Source organism: Philodulcilactobacillus myokonensis, assembly GCF_027923585.1.
GTDB lineage: Bacteria > Bacillota > Bacilli > Lactobacillales > Lactobacillaceae > Philodulcilactobacillus > Philodulcilactobacillus myokonensis.
In genome coordinates, this window is the sequence record NZ_BRPL01000002.1 from 994,772 (window position 1) to 1,014,464 (window position 19,693).

Sequence of the window (19,693 nt, forward strand, 5' to 3'; positions counted from 1 at the left end):
CCTAATTATCAATTGATTTATTTTGCGGCTGTTTTGTCTGACGCAGTTTAGCTCTAATGTTAGACATATTTTGGTCTAATTGATATGCTAAATCAGCAGATTTTTGAAGTTTCTTTTCTAGATAATCAGGAAATATACCATCATATTTATAATGCAATGAATGTTCAACCGTTGCCCAGAAATTCATTGCTAAAGTTCTAATTTGAATTTCAACTAAAATCTTTTTTTGTCCAGTAATCATTGGAACGGAATAATGAAAAATCATGTGATAGGAACGGTATCCACTAGTTTTATTATTTTTAACATAATCACGTTCTTCAACTGCTTCTAAATCATCACGTTTTCTTAGAATATTAACAACTTTATAAATGTCTTCGATAAATGGACATATAATTCTTAATCCAGCAATATCTTCCATATCTTGTGAAAGACGATCATCTGAAATATAACGCCGTTTCATTTTTTCTTTAATGCTTGGAATAGTTTTTACCCTACCAATTACAAATTCAATTGGTGATTGTTGTTGTAAATTTAAATATTGGGATCTAATTCCCCTTAATTTGATTTTTAACTCGTTAACTGCTTGCTGATACGGTTGTAAAAAAGATTTCCAGTTTCGTTCCATTCATATCATCTCCTAAAAACAACACTCTCGTATTATAACCTATTCGGATATTAAAGAAAAAGAATATTACAACATTTTTAATAAAAATGCAAATTAACATAAGCAAAATAATTGTATTTTAAGTCGGATTTGGTATTCTATATTTAAGTTATAAGACGTTTAGACACTTTATGGTTAATTAAAACAGGGGGAAGCATTTTGCTTGAAGCATATTTATTTGTTAATCCATTATGCCAGCAATGCATTCAATCTGAAAAAACCGTTTTAAAATTGGCAGATACATTACAATGTAAATTTTCATTTCGATTCGTACCAATGTTAAATGTTAGCATTATTCATGAAAATATTAAGGAATTAGAAAATCAAATGGATTTAGATATCTCGGTTAATCAAAGCTATAAAATTCATTACGATTTGGTTTTAGACTATAAAGCTGCTTCATTTCAAGGCAAAAAATGCGGTCGTAATTTTCTAATGACATTGCAGGACAGTATTTTAAATCAAAACCGACCTTATAGTGATAGATTAGTACTATCAATTGCTAAAAAATCAAAATTAGATTTAAAAATGTTCAAGGATGATCGACAGTCATCATTAGCAAAAAACGCTTTTAAATATGATCAGGAACTAACAAATGAAATGAAAATTCAAAAGCCTTCTTCAGCGGTTATTTTTAATTGTGATTCATCAGATTGTGGCATTTTGATTGACGAAATCAATTATCAATATTTATTAAGTGTGTGTTCGAAGAATGGTAAACATTCGTTTTATAAGCACCCAGAAGATTTTAGAAGAAATTTTCATTGTATTTAAATTATTTTTAAGTCAAATAAAAAATCACTTCTTTTAATTGAAGTGATTTTTTATTTGGCTTGTTTTATCAAAATAGTCTAAATACCATTTAAATTCCTTTAATTGAAATAATCGGTAATGTTTGATCTTAATATAATGAAAACAAATTAATAATTTTATAAAATGAATAAATATTGATTTATACATTATTTCAACATTTTTAATCATAATCCAATCATTTTTTGCATCCAATTTTTCAAATGTTTTTTGATAAAGTTCCTTTAATGGTATACCTGAATCTAAATTTAAAATAATTAAAATATGCCATTTTAAAATTTGATGCCCTAAAATTGGCATTTCAGCCAATGGATAATGGCAAATAAAAGGACAAGTTACCATTGAATGACCGTTTTGATAACAAATCATTTGAAATTGTATCGTCTTTAAATCATGGTGCATTAATTTTATTTGAATTTGTTTAATTTGTTTTAATATATCTGAAGGATGGCAGTGAGGACTTTTTATGTGATTACTATTCCAAAATAATTTAAATTGCTTGTAATTATATAAGATTATTTTTCTAAAATTAAATTTACCACTTTGTTCAGTAATTTGATAGTGAATTTCTAAACCACACCGGGTAGTTGACCAATACATAATGTAAAATCCAAAATTTTTGGAATATTTTATAAACTGAATCATTTGTTTTAATGATAAATGACGGTTTAAATATGGTGACCCTAGAATCCAAAATGACGTCATCCCTAATTGATGATAACCAGATATCCTTTGTTTTAAACGTTGGCTAGAAATTGGGCTACATTGAAATTCAAATGCTATCTTTGAGCACAAAATATCAGGTCGTTGACGAATCGTTGGTAAATAAGATTCTAATTTAATATTTTTTAAACCTCCGTTGATCAAGAAATCGTGAATTTGTTGTTTACCCAATAAATGTTCATTTGTTTCCCCTTCACTAAAAGAATGGCAGCAATTATTTTGATCATGCGCAAAATGAGCCATTTTTTTAGATCCTTTTTTCAAAATAACTTTATTTTGACATGATGGACAAAAATATAAATTTTTCTTATGAGCAAATTCAGCATTGATTAAGTTATGATTTCGATCAACTGCAATCAGCAATTCTAATCACCCTAAAATAATTACGAAAAAAAGGCAGATGAGATTTAATTCATCCGCCTTTGTTATTATTTTTATCTAAAATAGTACCTAGTAAGCTCTAAAGCACTTGTATCCATGATTCGTTTACCATATTCTAATAGAATATCAGAGGTAACATTGGTATGATCACCATATTCATATGCAAATGCTAATTTATCTTTAATATCATCACTAGAAGTTCCATCAACATTAAGAAAGAAAGTTAAGTGCAAATAATATTTACCCTTGTATTTATAAAGATCAGAAGTTCCATTATTAATTTTCAATACTTTTGAAATGGATATAAAATCTTCAAAATGATCCAATTTAATTACGTATTGTTGGGTAGATGAATCATAATGATCAGAAGTTCCTTCTGAATCCCAATGATGATTATCTAAATCAATATTCTTATCATCATCTAAATTATTTTGATCTTGCATAAGTTCATCCGTATTTTTAATTGCATCATGGCTGCCTTTATCACCCTTAGTGATAATTAATTCTAATCCATTTTTGTTTGGTAGAACTTGAAATACAACTGATTTATCATCAATAAATTGATGCTTTGTATCTACTTCTTTCAAAATATCATAAAAGAAATCTTTAATTTGATCGCGTTTTCCCAATAAATCTAGTACAGTGATGCCACGCTCACTTAGGTCGCTATTGCTTACTAATACTTTAATGGTATCGTCATTAATTCTTCTAATTTCCATAAGTAAGCACACCCTTTCAAATATACTAATTAGTAATGTTAAATGACAATGAATCAATTATCAAATATTTACCTTTTTGTTCAATGTCGCAATTTCAACATTAACGTGACTGCCAGCACTTTCTTTAGTTTCAGAAAGTAATTGTTTTAAATTGCCAAATTGAGGCAAATGTGAAATTAATAAATGTTTGCAATTAGATCTTTTAGCTAGAAAGCCGGATTCAGTAGAGGTCATGTGCCATTTCTGACCGGTTTTATTAGAATAGAAATTAGTATCTGTTAACAATAAATCGGCATTTTTAGCGAAATCAATTAACCCATCAAAATAATTAGTATCAGATGTAAATACCAATATTTTATGGGTAGATAATTCCTCAATTCTCATTGCAAATGCAGGAACTGGATGATGGGTCTTTTTAAATGTAATTTTAAACGGACCTAAATGCAAAACACTAAATTCATTATATCCATATCCCTTAGTAGAATGCATCCAAGTTAATCCACCAAAATTAAGCGGATCTTCAGTATTACCATAAATTGGTAATACCGGTTCCCTTCTATTCTTAGGATGTAATTGCCAATAGTACTGTAAAACACCCACATCAGCAGTATGATCATGATGATAATGAGATAAAATGACTGCATTTAATTTTAACGGATCTAATTGCTTTTCAAGATTTAATAAAATTCCACTACCACAATCCATTAACAAATTATAATCATGACTTTGGATTAAATAACCGCTGGTTCCAATTCCATTGAATGGAAAACCACCATAATATCCTAATACTGTTAATTTCAAAATTATCACTCCATTTATATTCATTATCAATGCATTTAAGTCTAATTTCAAATATAATTAATTTAAGAGGTGAAAAGCATGAAACAAATTAATATCACATTTGGTAGCAAGTATATTGTTAAACAAATCATTAAAAAACATCCAGAAAGGAAATTATTTACTTTTTCATCAACTGGTCAAGATGATAACATTATGATAATGGATTTTTCTAATTTAAAACCAATTTTTAAAAATCCAATTAAATTTATAGTTAATGATTCAATTATTAAAAATCACTCTAAGCCCTTTATTAGTGTAACGAGTATGATTTTAAATGAGGATGATTTAAAACAATTTGATTCACAGTTCATAAATTTACATCATCACCATTTTCAAAATGGATTTATGGGAATTTATAACTTAAGATCCGCTGATAATTCTTTTAAAGTAACTATTTTAAATATTTGGAATTCCTATAATAATTATAAGAAATCTGAAAAAAATGATCCTTATTTAGACATTAATCGCTATGATAAAAGCAATAATTATTTTTATCAAAAAAATTATATTGCATTAAATTTATGATAAATAAAAAAGTTCCGAAAAAATTTCGGAACTTTAATTACGGTCCGTGCGAGGCTCGAACCCGCGACCTCCTGCGTGACAGGCAGGCGTCTTAAACCAACTGGACCAACGGACCATTAATTGCGGGGGATGGATTTGAACCAACGACCTCCGGGTTATGAGCCCGACGAGCTACCAAACTGCTCTACCCCGCGATAATGTATAATATTTAATGACCCGTACGGGATTCGAACCCATGTTACTGCCGTGAAAGGGCAGTGTCTTAAACCGCTTGACTAACGGGTCATATAACGGAGAAGGAGGGATTCGAACCCTCGCGCCGAATAAACGACCTATACCCTTAGCAGGGGCACCTCTTCAGCCACTTGAGTACTTCTCCATAATGGGCCTAGCTGGACTCGAACCATCGACCTCACGCTTATCAGGCGTGCGCTCTGACCAACTGAGCTATAGGCCCATAAAATATAAAAGCGGGTAACGAGAATCGGACTCGCGACAACAGCTTGGAAGGCTGTGGTTTTACCACTAAACTATACCCGCATAAAAATATTTTTATTTAATGGCTCGGGACAGAATCGAACTGCCGACACACGAAGCTTCAATCCGTTGCTCTACCAACTGAGCTACCGAGCCATATATTACATTAGACGGTCCGTGCGAGACTCGAACCCGCGACCTCCTGCGTGACAGGCAGGCGTCTTAAACCAACTGGACCAACGGACCATTAATTGCGGGGGATGGATTTGAACCAACGACCTCCGGGTTATGAGCCCGACGAGCTACCAAACTGCTCTACCCCGCGATAATAAGGAGGATGAGGGATTCGAACCCTCGCGCGGTTTGACCCGCCTAACGGTTTTCAGGACCGTCCTCTTCAGCCACTTGAGTAATCCTCCATAAAACACATATAGTATTATAACAATAAAGGCCGACTATGTCCATCGATGGACCTTGTAGGACTCGAACCTACGACCTGACGGTTATGGGCCGTCTGCTCTAACCAACTGAGCTAAAGGTCCAAGACCCTTATCGCGGCGGAGGGAATCGAACCCACGACCTCCCGGGTATGAACCGGACGCTCTAGCCTGCTGAGCTACACCGCGATATAATGAAAACATTTCCATTAATCGGGAAGACAGGATTCGAACCTGCGACCTCCTGGTCCCAAACCAGGCGCTCTACCAAGCTGAGCTACTTCCCGTTAAATGCACCCAGTAGGGCTCGAACCTACAACCTTCTGATTCGTAGTCAGACACTCTATCCAGTTGCGCTATGGGTGCAAAAAATTAATATGCCGAGGATCGGGCTCGAACCGATACGGTTATCACTAACCGCGGGATTTTAAGTCCCGTGCGTCTGCCAATTCCGCCACCCCGGCAAAATATATATCATTATATTATTTGTGATAAGCGGAAGACGAGATTCGAACTCGCGACCCCCACCATGGCAAGGTGATGTTCTACCACTGAACTACTTCCGCAAAATGCCGACTAGAAGACTCGAACTTCCGACCCCCTGTTTACAAGACAGGTGCTCTAGCCAACTGAGCTAAGTCGGCATAATATTATAATGATAATGAGCCGTGGCGGGTTCGAACCGCCGACCCTCTGATTAAAAGTCAGATGCTCTACCAACTGAGCTAACGGCTCAATTTAAATGGAGGATACAGGGCTCGAACCTGTGACCTCCTGCTTGTAAGGCAGATGCTCTCCCAGCTGAGCTAATCCTCCATATAAGTGTGGCAACGTCCTATCTTCGCAAGGGGCGATCCCCCAACTATTTTTGGCGTTTAGAAGCTTAACTACTGTGTTCGGCATGGTTACAGGTGTATCCTTCTAGCTATCGCCACCACACTATTTAATTGTTCAGAGAACTTCGTTCTCTCAAAACTAGCTAATATTAATTCCTAACTTCAACCGTTATCACCTTTTGTGGTTAAGTCCTCGATCGATTAGTACTAGTCCGCTTCATGCATCACTGCACTGCCACTTCTAGCCTATCTACCTGATCATCTTTCAGGGATCTTACTTTCCGAAGAAATGGGAAATCTCATCTTGAGGTAAGTTTCACACTTAGATGCTTTCAGCGTTTATCTTATCCATACATAGCTACTCAGCAGTGCGCCTGGCGGCACAACTGATACACCAGCGGTATGTCCATCCCGGTCCTCTCGTACTAAGGATAGATCCTCTCAAATTTCCTGCGCCCGCGACGGATAGGGACCGAACTGTCTCACGACGTTCTAAACCCAGCTCGCGTACCGCTTTAATGGGCGAACAGCCCAACCCTTGGGACCAACTACAGCCCCAGGATGCGATGAGCCGACATCGAGGTGCCAAACCTCCCCGTCGATATGAACTCTTGGGGGAGATAAGCCTGTTATCCCCAGGGTAGCTTTTATCCGTTGAGCGATGGCCCTTCCATACGGAACCACCGGATCACTAAGTCCGACTTTTGTCCCTGTTCGACTTGTATGTCTCACAGTCAAGCTCCCTTATGCCTTTACACTCAATGAATGATTTCCAACCATTCTGAGGGAACCTTTGAGCGCCTCCGTTACAATTTAGGAGGCGACCGCCCCAGTCAAACTGCCAACCTGACACTGTCTCCCGCCACGATTAGTGGCGCGGGTTAGAGTGTCCACACAACAAGGGTAGTATCCCAACAACGCCTCCACCGAAACTAACGTTCCGGTTTCTACGGCTCCTACCTATCCTGTACAAGTCATGTCAACACCCAATATCAAGCTACAGTAAAGCTCCATGGGGTCTTTCCGTCCTGTCGCGGGTAACCTGCTTCTTCACAGGTATCTCAATTTCACCGAGTCCCTCGTTGAGACAGCGCTCAGATCGTTACACCTTTCGTGCGGGTCGGAACTTACCCGACAAGGAATTTCGCTACCTTAGGACCGTTATAGTTACGGCCGCCGTTTACTGGGGCTTCATTTCTGAGCTTCGCCGAAGCTAACTCATCCATTTAACCTTCCAGCACCGGGCAGGTGTCAGCCCTTATACTTCATCTTACGATTTTGCAAAAACCTGTGTTTTTAATAAACAGTCGCCTGAGCCTTTTCACTGCGGCTGCACTTGCGTGCAGCACCCCTTCTCCCGAAGTTACGGGGTCATTTTGCCGAGTTCCTTAACGAGGGTTCACTCGCTCACCTTAGGATACTCTCCTCGACTACCTGTGTCGGTTTGTGGTACGGGTAATTAGTTGCTCACTAGAAACTTTTCTCGATAGTGTGACGTCAGTTACTTCCTTACTAAACTTCAGTCCTCATCACTGCTTGTCAACCCGGTCATAAGCATTTGACTCATGACCTGACTTACAGTTTGAACATGCACATCCAACGGCATGCATAACTTAGCCTCCTATGTCCTTCCATCGTTCAAGCACAACTAACTAGTACAGGAATCTCAACCTGTTATCCATCGCCTACGCCTTTCGGCCTGGGCTTAGGTCCCGACTAACCCTGGGAGGACGAGCCTTCCCCAGGAAACCTTAGTCATTCGGTGAACCAGATTCTCACTGGTTTTTCGCTACTCATACCGGCATTCTCACTTCTAAGCACTCCACAAGTTCTTACGATCCTGCTTCAATGCACTTAGAACGCTCTCCTATCACGTGACGAAGTCACGTCCACAATCTCGGTAACATGCTTAGCCCCGGTAAATTTTCGGCGCAAAATCACTCGACTAGTGAGCTATTACGCACTCTTTAAATGATGGCTGCTTCTGAGCCAACATCCTAGTTGTCTATGCAACTCCACTTCCTTTTCCACTTAGCATGTATTTAGGGACCTTAATTGGTGGTCTGGGCTGTTTCCCTTTCGACGGTGGATCTTATCACTCATCGTCTGACTCCTGGATATAAATCAATGGGCTTCGGAGTTTATCTAAACTTAGTAACTCAAGATGAGCCCCTCGTCTAAACAGTCGCTCTACCTCCATGATTCTCAACTCCAAGGCTAACCCTAAAGCTATTTCGGAGAGAACCAGCTATCTCCAAGTTCGTTTGGAATTTCACCGCTACCCACATCTCATCTTAGCACTTTTCAACGTACACAAGTTCGGACCTCCGGTGCGTTTTACCGCACTTTCATCCTGGACATGGGTAGATCACCTGGTTTCGGGTCTATCATTACATACTGAAACGCCCGTTTCAGACTCGCTTTCGCTGCGGCTCCGACTTATCATCTTAACCTTGCATGTAATCATAACTCGCCGGTTCATTCTGCAAGAGGCACGCTATCACCCGTTAACGGGCTCTAACTGCTTGTAGGCACATGGTTTCAAGAACTATTTCACTCCCCTTCCGGGGTGCTTTTCACCTTTCCCTCACGGTACTGGTTCACTATCGGTCACTAGTTAGTATTTAGCCTTGGGAGATGGTCCTCCCGGATTCCGACGATGTTTCACGTGTATCGCCGTACTCAGGATCCTGAACTGAGGGATTTTAATTTCACTTACGGGGCTGTCACCCACTTTGGCAAACCTTTCCAGGTTTTTCAGTTATTAAAATCTTTGGTAACTCAAATGTTCAGTCCTACAACCCCAACGAGCAAGCTCGTTGGTTTGGGCTGTTCCCCGTTCGCTCGCCGCTACTAAGGGAATCGAAATTTCTTTATTTTCCTGCGGGTACTGAGATGTTTCAGTTCCCCACGTTTACCTTTGATTAAACTAAGTTTAATCAATAATAACTCGTTAAAGCTATTGAGTTTCCTCATTCGGAAATCTCCGGATCAAAGCTTACGTACAGCTCTCCGAAGCATATCGCTGTTAGTCACGTCCTTCATCGGCTTCTAGTGCCAAGGCATCCACCATGCGCCCTTCATAACTTAACCTAATTGCCACTACGTGGCACTTTTGGTTAATTGAGTAATTACGAAAATATATTTATTGAACTCAAAATAACACGGTGTTCTCGGTTGAAATTGAATAATTATATAAATTATCAATTCAATAGAAATTAATATTATCTAGTTTTCAAAGAACAAAGCAGAGAAGCGTAAGCCTCTCAAAACTAAACAAGACATTTGCACAACATGTGTAAGTTTCCGAATTAAATCCTTAGAAAGGAGGTGATCCAGCCGCAGGTTCTCCTACGGCTACCTTGTTACGACTTCACCCTAATCATCTGTCCCACCTTAGACGGCTAGTTCCCCGAAGGGTTACATCACCGGCTTTGGGTGTTACAAACTCTCATGGTGTGACGGGCGGTATGTACAAGGCCTGAGAACGTATTCACCGTGGCATTCTGATCCACGATTACTAGTGATTCCAACTTCATGCAGGCGAGTTGCAGCCTGCAATCCGAACTGAGAACAGCTTTATGGGATTTGCTTGACCTCGCGGTTTTGCAACTCTTTGTACTGTCCATTGTAGCACGTGTGTAGCCCAGGTCGTAAGGGGCATGATGATTAGACGTCATCCCCGCCTTCCTCCGGTTTATCACCGGCAGTCTCACCAGAGTGCCCAACTAAATGCTGGCAACTGATAATAAGGGTTGCGCTCGTTGCGGGACTTAACCCAACATCTCACGACACGAGCTGACGACAACCATGCACCACCTGTCAATCTGTCCCCGAAGGGAACACCTAATCTCTTAGGCTAGCAGAAAGATGTCAAGACCTGGTAAGGTTCTTCGCGTAGCATCGAATTAAACCACATGCTCCACCACTTGTGCGGGCCCCCGTCAATTCCTTTGAGTTTCAACCTTGCGGTCGTACTCCCCAGGCGGAATGCTTAATGCGTTAGCTGCGGCACTAAAGGACGGAAATCCTCTAACACCTAGCATTCATCGTTTACGGCATGGACTACCAGGGTATCTAATCCTGTTCGCTACCCATGCTTTCGAGCCTCAACGTCAGTAACAGACCAGATAGCCGCCTTCGCCACTGGTGTTCTTCCATATATCTACGCATTTCACCGCTACACATGGAGTTCCACTATCCTTTTCTGCACTCAAGTTTTTTAGTTTCCAATGCACTTCTTCGGTTAAGCCGAAGGCTTTCACATTAGACTTAAAAAACCGCCTGCGCTCACTTTACGCCCAATAAATCCGGACAACGCTTGCCACCTACGTATTACCGCGGCTGCTGGCACGTAGTTAGCCGTGACTTTCTGGTTAGATACCGTCGAGATGTAAACAGTTACTCTTACACCTGTTCTTCTCTAACAACAGAGCTTTACGAGCCGAAACCCTTCATCACTCACGCGGCATTGCTTCATCAGACTTTCGTCCATTGTGAAAGATTCCCTACTGCTGCCTCCCGTAGGAGTCTGGACCGTGTCTCAGTTCCAATGTGGCCGATTACCCTCTCAGGTCGGCTACGTATCATCGCCTTGGTGAGCCATTATCTCACCAACTAGCTAATACGCCGCGGGTCCATCCAAAAGCGATAGCAGAGCCATCTTTCAAACATAAACCATGTGGTTTATGTTGTTATACGGTATTAGCATCTGTTTCCAAATGTTATCCCCTACTTCAGGGCAGGTTACCCACGTGTTACTCACCAGTTCGCCACTCGGTTAGATCTTAAGTCAAATTGATGCAAGCACCAACTATCATTAAGGAAACCTCGTTCGACTTGCATGTATTAGGCATGCCGCCAGCGTTCGTCCTGAGCCAGGATCAAACTCTCATTTTAAAAATGAAAAGTTTAATACAAAGCTCTTCTTAAAATAATTAAGAACGAATTAACTTCGTTCGCATAAGTTTGTTTGTTTTATATAAATATAAAACACCTTACACATCTTAGGTTGTTTAAATATCTTGTTCAGTTTTCAAAGACCTACTTGTTAGCATTGCATCTCTGCAACGCAACATTAATTATCATATCACTTGGTAATCAATATGTCAACAACTAATTTGATTAATTAATTATTGAAACATTGCTTAACTCGTAAGCAGCATTTATTATAATAGCATAACCATTATTAAATAGCAACATTTAATTAATAGAAATAAAAGTTAAGCTGATATGTCATCTCTAAATGACAACGTGTATAATCATATCAAGCATTTTAAAATTAGTCAACCTATTTTTAAAAATTATGTAAAAAAATAAGCAAAATTAAACAATTTTGCTTATCATTTATTATTTATTTTAATTCTGGAGCATTAGTTTTATACAAACCTAAAGTAGATCTATTATGATTCTTTGCCTCTAAACTAGAGTGATTTTCTTGATCAAGCTTGTTTAAACTTGCCATCCCATAATTATATTTATAATTATAGTCTTTCTTATTTACCTTCTTAAAGCCTTTTGGAGTATAGAATCGTAAAAGATCCCCTAAAATAACATGATCAGACATGGAAAGTTCTTTATAAACATGACTTTGCATTGAATCAATTTGCTTCTTTTGCTGTGCATTCGGCGTAATTTGTTTACCATTCTTCGTTAGATAAACATTGCTTCCCATTACAATATACTCAGGAGAAACAAAATCACCATTCCTAAACGGAACAATTTGATTTCGATGTTTGGACAATAAATCATTTCCAAATTGAACAGTATTGTTGTCTTTCATCCCAAGCAAATGCATAATTGTTGGAAGAACATCAATTTCTCCTCCATAAGTATGATTAATTCCACCTTTAGCATGATTATAATGAATCATAAACGGAACTTTCTGAAATTGTGCTAGATCATAACTATCAATATTCTTTTTATGCAATAATTGTGCAATTGCTGGTCGATGATTATTTGAAATTCCATAATGATCACCATATAAAACAATCATACTATTCTTGGATAATCCACTCTTATTCAAATAGTTCATGAATTCACCAAAAGCTTGGTCTAAATAATTAGCGGTTTTTACATATGGATCAACTGTATTATCACCAGTTTTAGTTGCTGGGAAGTTACTATCCTCTTTACCAATTTCATAAGGATAATGATTAGTTAATGTAATAAATTTAGCATAAAATGGCTGTGGTAATCTTTGAAGGTACTGGGCAGTATCCCTTAAGAAAATTTTATCCTTTAAACCATAACCAACATTATAAGATGGTTTAATCTTATAATAATTAGAATCAAAGAAATATTGATAGCCCCATGACTTATAGGTATTATCACGATTCCAAAAACTAGGAACATCCCCGTGAAATGCGGCGGTTGTATAGCCGTGTTGATCTAACATAGCTGGAGCAGCTTGATAAGTATTTTGTGTTCCATAGGTTTCCATTGCGGAGCCTTGCTGTAATCCAAACAGTGAATTTTCTAGCATCATTTCAGCATCAGATGTTTTTCCTTGGGCAACTTGATGGTAAAAGTTATCAAATGAAATTGTGTGTTGATTATGGTAAAAACGATTTAAATTAGGTGTAACTTCTTTTCCGTCAACTTTATAATCAATCAAAAATTGTTGAAAGCTTTCTAAATGAATGATAAAAACATTTTTACCCTTAGCCTTACCATAATATTGAATATTAGGTTTTGATCGATTAGCATTAATATATTTTAAAACATTTTGAATATCCTTCGGCTTTGCTTCAGAACGGGTGGCACTTTCCTTTTGGGTTTGATAAGCATCAAATGCAGCATATTCGTTCAAGCCCAAATATTTAACAATATAATTATTATCAAACGTTCTCGTTAATAAACCAGAACGATTTGCATTAGCCATCCCAAATTCAGCAAACATTAGAATAAAAGATAAGGCGCTGATAACAAATGCATTCCTAATTTTAAACGGGCGATGATCAATTTTAACAATTCTAAAAACAAATAGTAAAATCAAAATAATTACATCCAGAAATGCAATAAAATCAGTTGGATGAATAATTTGAGCTAAACTTTTACCAAGATTATTCTGAACATCACCTGATCCTTTAATGATACTCATTGATAGGAAATCAGAAAATTCACGATAATATAAAATATTAGCAAAAATCCAAATTGAATCTAATGCATCGATCAAAATCATTAACCAGTATGATAACCTGCCTCTAAAGTATAAAGCAATCCCTAAAAGCAAAAGGCCAGCCGGTAATGGATTAACAAATAGAAGAAATTGTTGGACACTTCCTTTTACCCCTAGCGTAAAGTCAGTCCGATAAATATAATAAGTTTTCATCCAAAACAGAAATAACACTAAAAGAAAAAAGCCAAATTTAGTGTTTAAAAAATTTCTAATTCTGCTTTTATGATTAGACATTTAAATAGCCTCCAAAACAATTTTTATTTAACGTTTTTTAATTTTATCAGATTTCATCATGAAAGCAATTATTCCTAAGAAGATTCCAAGATAATAAGTTAAGAATCGCCATAAAATCATTGCTAACACCAATTCACTATTATTCGACATATAGCTTTTGAATAACATTTCAAAACTATATTCGGCCCCACCAGAACCACCTGGAATTGGGAAAAGTGAAATGATCATGAAAATTAAAACGTGCAAACTGATTACCATGATAATATTTGCGTTATATATACCTAAAGATAGCATAATAAAATATGGAATTAAATAATAAAAAAATAGTTGCAAGAAAGTCACTAAAAAGATTTTTAAAATTAAGCGCCATTTTCTAGCTAATTTAACACTCTCATTATGAAATGTCGTAATTTTTTCATCAAGAGTAGCTTGAATTGAAGCATAGTGCTTCGGTTTCAAAAATAATTTTAACGGAGCAATAATCGTTAAAACTAATTTTCTAGTGAACGAATACCAATACATAATCAATAATAAAGCACTAATAACAAATAAATGAATAATAAATCCAAAGATGACAAATAATGATAAATAACTCATCTTTTCAGCAATGTAATGAAATCCAATGATTAAACTAATTAAAAAATTAATTACAATTGTGCCTTGAAAAACGACAAATTTCATTAAAAGAACGGAGCTAGCACGCCCGCCATCAACACCACTCCTAATCATGACAATCAATTGGCCGGGCTGTCCGCCAGAAGAAAATGGTGTAATTCCATTAAAAAGCTGTTCAACTAATGGAACCCTAATTGCATCCCGAAAGGAAAAATTTTTGACACCATCGCGATCAACCAAAATTTTAGTAACAACCGCTTCTAAACCAAAGTAAAGTAAAATGCAAGCAAGTGCAACCAGCATCCACCACCAATTAATCGCAAAAAATTCATGTTTTAAAACACCCAAATTAATATCATGAATAGAATATCCAAAAATATAAATACCAATGCACAACATTACTATCAATGAAATCACGTTACGTTTTGACATTGTTTATTCCTTTCCAGCTTGCGCGATATAAAATGAGTGCCAAATTTTAGCTAAATGATCTTCTGAATAATATTGAGAAGCCTCTAAGGCTAATTTACTAAGCTTTTTTAAATAATCAGGTTGATCTTCTAAAATTTTCACTTGACGATTTAAGCCATAAAAATCATCGAATGAAGCATAGTAACCACCAATAATTTGTTTATATAAATCTAAATCACGAAGTAAAACTGGTGTTCCGCATGAAAATGCTTCTAAAACTGACATCGGAAATAGTTCATTAAAAGATGGTAATAAAAACAAGCTTGCTAAATTATAGAAATCAATTAGTTTACTTCGTTCAACAATTCCAGGAAAATATAAATTCTTTGGTGGATGATCCACAATCCGTTTCAATTGTTTATAACCATCAGTAATTTGACCAAATGAAAATCCGCCTGCCCAGATAAACTTTATTTGGGGATTAGCTTTAGCTAACCTGGTAAAATCAAGAATTCCCTTTCTTGTCTGAATTTGACCAGTTCCAAGCACGATAAAATCATTTGGTGAATATCCATATTCTTCCCGCAAAAGTTTCTTTTCTTCAACGCTTGACGGATAAAATTCCTTTTTACTTACAAAATTAGGAATATATGTAATTTTTCTCTTTGGAATTCCATAGGTTTCTAATTTAGGAATAAACGTTGGATTTACAACCACAATATGATCCATCCGTTTATAAAAGGCAATGACGTATTTGTAAAAAATAATTTTAAATAAAAATGGTAGTTTTAAACTATCATCTAATGTTTCTGGTAAAAAATGAACATAACCAATTTTCACCCCGCGTTTTTTAGAAAACGTTGAAAAATAAAATGGCAAATTAATTGTGTGATAATGACTAATATCAGAAGTATTATACTGATTAATTTCAATTTGAAAATCTTTTGGAAAATGTTCTTTTAACATTCCAATCAGTTCATCATAAGCACTACCGACTCCTTGCCCTTTTACCTTATCCGCCGTTGAAAACATGTCAATTCTTAACAAGAATAATCCTCCTAAAAATCAATTTCGCCTAAATGACTCTTTTTGTCTTCATACATCAATTGCGAAGCATGATAAAAATTAATGACGCGATTGCCGAAACATTCTGCCGAAATTTCCTTCAGTTTATGTTGTCTTAAAATCGGATTAGTTAATTTATACCTTTCCGGGAATTTAATATATTTAATCACATCATTAACGTATTCATCTTCAGTCGAAAATGTTCGACCTAAAGTTTTATCATTTAAAAGACTATCAGTATAAGGCGTTTTAACCACAATAACTTTTAATCCAGCAGCCATCGCCTCAATATAAGTCAAGCCCTGTGATTCTGAATTAGAAGTAGATACAAAAACATTTGCCATATGATAATATTCATTCACATGATCATTACTAATTTCACCAGTAAAGATAACAAATTGATTTAATTGCATTCTATCTACCTGATGTTCTAAATCACTTTTAGCGGGTCCATCACCCACAATCACCAGCTTAACATTCGGAACCTTTTCAATAATTCTAGGCATTGCATCAATTAATTCATGGATGTTCTTTTCGTATGCAACCCGACTTACTGATAATAAAACTTTCTCTGATTTAGAAATCTTCAATTTTGGTCGAACATTAACATAGTGTTTTTGATCATACTGATTCACATCAATACCAGTTGGAATAACTCTAATTGGGCTTTTAACCCCATAGTTAGTTAATGTATTTAAAACTCGCTTACTGGGAGCAATTACCCCAGACATATTATGACAAAAAGCTAGGGTAGCTTCCTTAACGTGAATTGGCTTAACGAGTTTACCATTAGCAATATAGTGGAGATAGTCCTCATACATCGTATGATAAGTGTGTAAACATGGAACGCTTAACTTTCTAGCAACATATTTACCAATGATTCCCATTGAAAATTCAGTCTGGGTGTGAATAATATTCAAATTTAATTTTTTAGCAATTTGATATGCCCGAAATAATCCACGATAAGCAATTCGTCGATCGGTAAAAGAAATAAAAGGAATGCTAGAGAAGCGAAAAATGTTTCTTTCATACTCTTTTTTATCGACATGGGGATCGGTTGTTGTAAAAATATAAACCTGATGACCATGTTTTTCCAGTTGATTCTTCAAAGTTTTAATTGAAGTTGCAACACCACTCACCTGGGGAAAATATGTATCAGTAAAAATTCCAATATTCAATCGATTTCCTTCCTTCCAATATTTCTAATAAATCAGTTTGTATTATATGTTGTTGAATTATTCATTGCAACTTTTGATAAAATGATAAAACAAATAGGAGCTAAAAAGAATCAGCATTTTAGCTCCTATTATTTAAGTAGTTTAAAAATCAATATTGAAATGAAACCATGCTTTTTACCATTTCAATGACGTCCTCGCTAGTATTAGCGGAATGAACAACTTTAGTAGCCAATTTAGCCATTTTATTCGTATCAAGTTTTTTCATCAAAGACCGAATCTTTAAGATTGAACTAGAACTCATTGAAAATTCATCGAGCCCCATTCCTAACAAGATTGGCATTGCAATTGGATCACTAGCCATCTCACCACACATTCTGGCAGGTTTATGTTCATGATGACAAGCGTCAATCACATGTTTAATTAATCTTAAAACAGCTGGATGATAAGGCTGATATAAATTAGCAACATAATTATTACCACGATCAGCGGCCATTGTATATTGAATTAAGTCGTTGGTTCCAATGCTCATTAAATCAACTTCTTTGGCAAATTGATCAGCTAAAATAGCAGCTGATGGGACTTCTACCATAATGCCAATTTTAATTTTACCAACAGGTTGATTTTGATTAATCATTTTTTGACGTTCTTCATTATAAATGGATTTAGCAGCCCTAAATTCACCCAACGTTGAAACCATTGGGAAAATAATTGATAAATCACCATAGTTAGACGCTCGCAAAAGTGCCCTTAGCTGGGTTCTAAAAATATCTTCCTTATTTAAACTAAAACGGATGGCTCGATAACCCAAGAAAGGATTATCTTCCTTTGGCATTTGCATGTATGGTAATTGTTTATCCCCACCAATATCTAATGTTCTGATGATCACCGGTTTATTCTTCATCCGTTGCAGAACGGTTTTATAGGATTGAAATTGTTCATCTTCGGTCGGTAGTCGATCAGAATTCATGTATAAAAATTCAGTTCGGTATAAGCCAATTCCTTCAGCACCATTTTTTAATGCTGTGGTAGCATCATTATGCGTCCCAATATTAGCGGAAAGCATAACCCTTTTTTTATCTTTAGTTACCGTTTTTCGTTGTTTTAAATTATTTAAACTATTTAATTTCTGATTTTGTAATTTTAATTTTTTTTGATAAATGCTAACTTGTTTGTGGGTAGGATTAACAATTACAATTCCAGAATCACCATCAACAATAATTTGATCATTATTAGAAACAAGGTTAGTAATTTTTTGAGTATTGACAATTGCAGGCATCGCTAATATTCGTGCCATAATTGCAGAATGAGAAGTTCTCCCACCCTGATCGGCAACAATTCCCTTTACATACTTAGTATTTAACTGAGCGGTATCGCTAGGTGTTAAATCATGCGTAACAACTACTACTGGTTTATTAATTAGGGATAAATCAGGTAATTTTTTACCAAGAAGATGACTCATGATTCTTTTAGAGATATCAACAATGTCGTTTTTTCGTTCTTGCATATAATGATTATTAACCATCATATCAAAGTATCTAACGGATCTGTCGGATACTTTTTTTAATGCATACTCAGCATTAATATGGTTGTTTTTAATTTGATTAATAATTGGATTGACAAATTCTGGATCTCTCATCATTACGATGTGAGCTTGAAAAACTTGTGCAGCCTTATCTCCTAGTAAAGATAAGACCCGTTTTTTAATTGAAATTAACTCTTTGCCTGAAGATCTTAAAGCATCTTCAAAACGGTCAATCTCTTTTTCTGGGTTCTTAATTGTTCTCTTTTTAAAAGAAAGATCAGAATCTACTAGTTTATAAACAGTTGCAATTGCAATTCCATCATTAGCAGATACCCCAGTTAATTTCTTCATGACTACTTAGACAAACCCTCTTTTTCCATTGTTTCACTAACTGCATTTAATGCATCTTTTTCGTCATCACCATTGGCATTAATCACAATTTTAGCATTGTGACCAACTCCTAGTGACATGACCCCCATAATTGATTTTAAATCAACAGATTTTCCTTGATATTCTAAAGTTACCTTAGAATTATATTTGGTTGCCGTCTGAACCAATAATGTTGCTGGTCTTGCATGAATGCCAGCTTCTGAAATAATTTTAAATTGACGTTTTACCATAATAATCATTCTCCTTAATAATTCTTACCTTAATTTTTAGATTATCAATTAATGCCTTAAAATACAAGGCTTTACACTATAAAACCATTAATGTTGATAAACATAAGTTATTTTACCTTGTTGATGTGCCGTTCCAATGATTCGTTTTCTTGTTGGAAATTTCATAAACGCAACCTGAAATTGTTTAAAATTATCAGGAGTAATATGCAAAGATTTAATTTGACCATCTTTTAGTTGGTTCAATAATTTTGTATATTGGCTTGATGAGTCCATGATAACTCCCTCCTTACTATTTCGATTACACATATTTATATTATACAATATAAGGTAAACAAAATTCTTGTTGTTGCTCATAAAATGTACTAATTTATTGTAAAACAATCTTTTAAAGATTAAATCATAATTCTTGCACCATAAACATGAAGTTGTATAATATTTTTGAAAGGTCAATAAAGG

The 19,693-nt window shown here is 35.9% G+C and carries 13 protein-coding genes, 19 tRNA genes and 3 rRNA genes; 2 read left to right on the forward strand and 33 right to left on the reverse strand.

Features of this window, described 5'->3' with window-relative positions; genetic code table 11:
• Position 1 precedes the first annotated feature (1 nt).
• Entirely contained in the window at positions 2-625 is a 624-nt protein-coding gene (locus tag WR164_RS05185) for a GTP pyrophosphokinase (protein WP_286136491.1), read from the reverse strand.
• Between the two features lie 198 nt (positions 626-823).
• Between WR164_RS05185 and WR164_RS05190 the strand changes: the two genes are divergently transcribed.
• A complete protein-coding gene (locus WR164_RS05190; RefSeq protein WP_286136492.1) occupies positions 824-1,438 on the forward strand; it encodes a DsbA family protein in 615 nt (204 codons plus the stop codon).
• A gap of 33 nt (positions 1,439-1,471) precedes the next feature.
• On the opposite strand, the gene WR164_RS05195 is transcribed toward WR164_RS05190, so the two are convergent.
• From WR164_RS05195 to WR164_RS05205, 3 genes are all read right to left on the reverse strand, one after another.
• Positions 1,472-2,560, reverse strand: a complete 1,089-nt coding sequence (locus WR164_RS05195) for a competence protein CoiA (protein ID WP_286136494.1) — start codon at positions 2,558-2,560, stop codon at positions 1,472-1,474.
• Between the two features lie 71 nt (positions 2,561-2,631).
• Positions 2,632-3,297, reverse strand: a complete 666-nt coding sequence (locus WR164_RS05200) for an adaptor protein MecA (RefSeq protein WP_286136495.1) — start codon at positions 3,295-3,297, stop codon at positions 2,632-2,634.
• Between the two features lie 60 nt (positions 3,298-3,357).
• Complete coding sequence (locus WR164_RS05205) at positions 3,358-4,098, reverse strand: MBL fold metallo-hydrolase (protein ID WP_286136496.1); 741 nt, start codon at positions 4,096-4,098, stop codon at positions 3,358-3,360.
• A gap of 78 nt (positions 4,099-4,176) precedes the next feature.
• Between WR164_RS05205 and WR164_RS05210 the strand changes: the two genes are divergently transcribed.
• Entirely contained in the window at positions 4,177-4,662 is a 486-nt protein-coding gene (locus WR164_RS05210; protein WP_286136497.1) for a hypothetical protein, read from the forward strand.
• A 40-nt stretch (positions 4,663-4,702) separates the two neighbouring features.
• Here the strand turns inward: WR164_RS05210 and WR164_RS05215 are convergent.
• From WR164_RS05215 to ykzS, 29 genes are all read right to left on the reverse strand, one after another.
• Positions 4,703-4,777: transfer RNA gene (locus WR164_RS05215), tRNA-Asp, on the reverse strand.
• Positions 4,778-4,782: 5 nt separating this feature from the next.
• Positions 4,783-4,856 (reverse strand) — tRNA-Met (locus WR164_RS05220).
• 18 nt (positions 4,857-4,874) lie between these two features.
• Positions 4,875-4,947: transfer RNA gene (locus tag WR164_RS05225), tRNA-Glu, on the reverse strand.
• A 6-nt stretch (positions 4,948-4,953) separates the two neighbouring features.
• Positions 4,954-5,041, reverse strand: a tRNA-Ser gene (locus tag WR164_RS05230).
• A gap of 4 nt (positions 5,042-5,045) precedes the next feature.
• Positions 5,046-5,119: transfer RNA gene (locus tag WR164_RS05235), tRNA-Ile, on the reverse strand.
• Positions 5,120-5,131: 12 nt separating this feature from the next.
• A tRNA-Gly gene (locus WR164_RS05240) sits at positions 5,132-5,202 on the reverse strand.
• A gap of 20 nt (positions 5,203-5,222) precedes the next feature.
• Positions 5,223-5,295: transfer RNA gene (locus WR164_RS05245), tRNA-Phe, on the reverse strand.
• A gap of 15 nt (positions 5,296-5,310) precedes the next feature.
• A tRNA-Asp gene (locus tag WR164_RS05250) sits at positions 5,311-5,385 on the reverse strand.
• 5 nt (positions 5,386-5,390) lie between these two features.
• Positions 5,391-5,464, reverse strand: a tRNA-Met gene (locus WR164_RS05255).
• 6 nt (positions 5,465-5,470) lie between these two features.
• Positions 5,471-5,558, reverse strand: a tRNA-Ser gene (locus WR164_RS05260).
• A gap of 49 nt (positions 5,559-5,607) precedes the next feature.
• Positions 5,608-5,681: transfer RNA gene (locus tag WR164_RS05265), tRNA-Ile, on the reverse strand.
• Positions 5,682-5,691: 10 nt separating this feature from the next.
• Positions 5,692-5,765: transfer RNA gene (locus tag WR164_RS05270), tRNA-Met, on the reverse strand.
• Between the two features lie 24 nt (positions 5,766-5,789).
• A tRNA-Pro gene (locus tag WR164_RS05275) sits at positions 5,790-5,863 on the reverse strand.
• 5 nt (positions 5,864-5,868) lie between these two features.
• Positions 5,869-5,942, reverse strand: a tRNA-Arg gene (locus tag WR164_RS05280).
• 12 nt (positions 5,943-5,954) lie between these two features.
• Positions 5,955-6,040: transfer RNA gene (locus WR164_RS05285), tRNA-Leu, on the reverse strand.
• Between the two features lie 30 nt (positions 6,041-6,070).
• Positions 6,071-6,142: transfer RNA gene (locus WR164_RS05290), tRNA-Gly, on the reverse strand.
• Positions 6,143-6,146: 4 nt separating this feature from the next.
• Positions 6,147-6,220, reverse strand: a tRNA-Thr gene (locus WR164_RS05295).
• A gap of 18 nt (positions 6,221-6,238) precedes the next feature.
• Positions 6,239-6,311 (reverse strand) — tRNA-Lys (locus tag WR164_RS05300).
• Between the two features lie 8 nt (positions 6,312-6,319).
• Positions 6,320-6,392 (reverse strand) — tRNA-Val (locus tag WR164_RS05305).
• A gap of 6 nt (positions 6,393-6,398) precedes the next feature.
• Positions 6,399-6,515, reverse strand: a 5S ribosomal RNA gene (rrf, locus tag WR164_RS05310).
• A 78-nt stretch (positions 6,516-6,593) separates the two neighbouring features.
• Positions 6,594-9,505: ribosomal RNA gene (locus tag WR164_RS05315) — 23S ribosomal RNA — on the reverse strand.
• 230 nt (positions 9,506-9,735) lie between these two features.
• Positions 9,736-11,311 (reverse strand): 16S ribosomal RNA (locus tag WR164_RS05320).
• The 16S, 23S and 5S rRNA genes sit together here with 19 tRNA genes alongside, the layout of an rRNA operon.
• 454 nt (positions 11,312-11,765) lie before the next feature.
• The gene (locus tag WR164_RS05325; RefSeq protein WP_286136498.1) at positions 11,766-13,826 is read right to left on the reverse strand and encodes an LTA synthase family protein; all 2,061 of its coding nucleotides are present in this window, start codon (positions 13,824-13,826) and stop codon (positions 11,766-11,768) included.
• 27 nt (positions 13,827-13,853) lie between these two features.
• Entirely contained in the window at positions 13,854-14,873 is a 1,020-nt protein-coding gene (locus WR164_RS05330; protein ID WP_286136499.1) for a lysylphosphatidylglycerol synthase transmembrane domain-containing protein, read from the reverse strand.
• 3 nt (positions 14,874-14,876) lie between these two features.
• The gene (locus tag WR164_RS05335) at positions 14,877-15,899 is read right to left on the reverse strand and encodes a glycosyltransferase family 4 protein (RefSeq protein ID WP_286136500.1); all 1,023 of its coding nucleotides are present in this window, start codon (positions 15,897-15,899) and stop codon (positions 14,877-14,879) included.
• 11 nt (positions 15,900-15,910) lie between these two features.
• Positions 15,911-17,095: a glycosyltransferase family 4 protein gene (locus WR164_RS05340; RefSeq protein ID WP_286136501.1), complete on the reverse strand. Its 1,185-nt coding sequence runs from the start codon at positions 17,093-17,095 to the stop codon at positions 15,911-15,913.
• 148 nt (positions 17,096-17,243) lie between these two features.
• Positions 17,244-18,968: a phosphoenolpyruvate--protein phosphotransferase gene (ptsP, locus tag WR164_RS05345; RefSeq protein WP_286136502.1), complete on the reverse strand. Its 1,725-nt coding sequence runs from the start codon at positions 18,966-18,968 to the stop codon at positions 17,244-17,246.
• A 2-nt stretch (positions 18,969-18,970) separates the two neighbouring features.
• Complete coding sequence (locus tag WR164_RS05350) at positions 18,971-19,237, reverse strand: phosphocarrier protein HPr (RefSeq protein WP_286136503.1); 267 nt, start codon at positions 19,235-19,237, stop codon at positions 18,971-18,973.
• 87 nt (positions 19,238-19,324) lie between these two features.
• Entirely contained in the window at positions 19,325-19,510 is a 186-nt protein-coding gene (gene ykzS / locus WR164_RS05355; protein ID WP_286136504.1) for a protein YkzS, read from the reverse strand.
• Positions 19,511-19,693: the final 183 nt, after the last annotated feature.

Excerpts from the sequence above, each read along its gene's own strand:
- WR164_RS05185 (WP_286136491.1), bottom strand. The coding sequence starts at position 625 with ATGGAACGAAACTGGAAATCTTTTTTACAACCGTATCAGCAAGCAGTT.
- WR164_RS05200 (WP_286136495.1), bottom strand. The coding sequence starts at position 3,297 with ATGGAAATTAGAAGAATTAATGACGATACCATTAAAGTATTAGTAAGC.
- WR164_RS05210 (WP_286136497.1), top strand. The coding sequence starts at position 4,177 with ATGAAACAAATTAATATCACATTTGGTAGCAAGTATATTGTTAAACAA.
- WR164_RS05325 (WP_286136498.1), bottom strand. The coding sequence starts at position 13,826 with ATGTCTAATCATAAAAGCAGAATTAGAAATTTTTTAAACACTAAATTT.
- WR164_RS05330 (WP_286136499.1), bottom strand. The coding sequence starts at position 14,873 with ATGTCAAAACGTAACGTGATTTCATTGATAGTAATGTTGTGCATTGGT.
- ptsP (WP_286136502.1), bottom strand. The coding sequence starts at position 18,968 with ATGAAGAAATTAACTGGGGTATCTGCTAATGATGGAATTGCAATTGCA.
- WR164_RS05350 (WP_286136503.1), bottom strand. The coding sequence starts at position 19,237 with ATGGTAAAACGTCAATTTAAAATTATTTCAGAAGCTGGCATTCATGCA.
- ykzS (WP_286136504.1), bottom strand. The coding sequence starts at position 19,510 with ATGGACTCATCAAGCCAATATACAAAATTATTGAACCAACTAAAAGAT.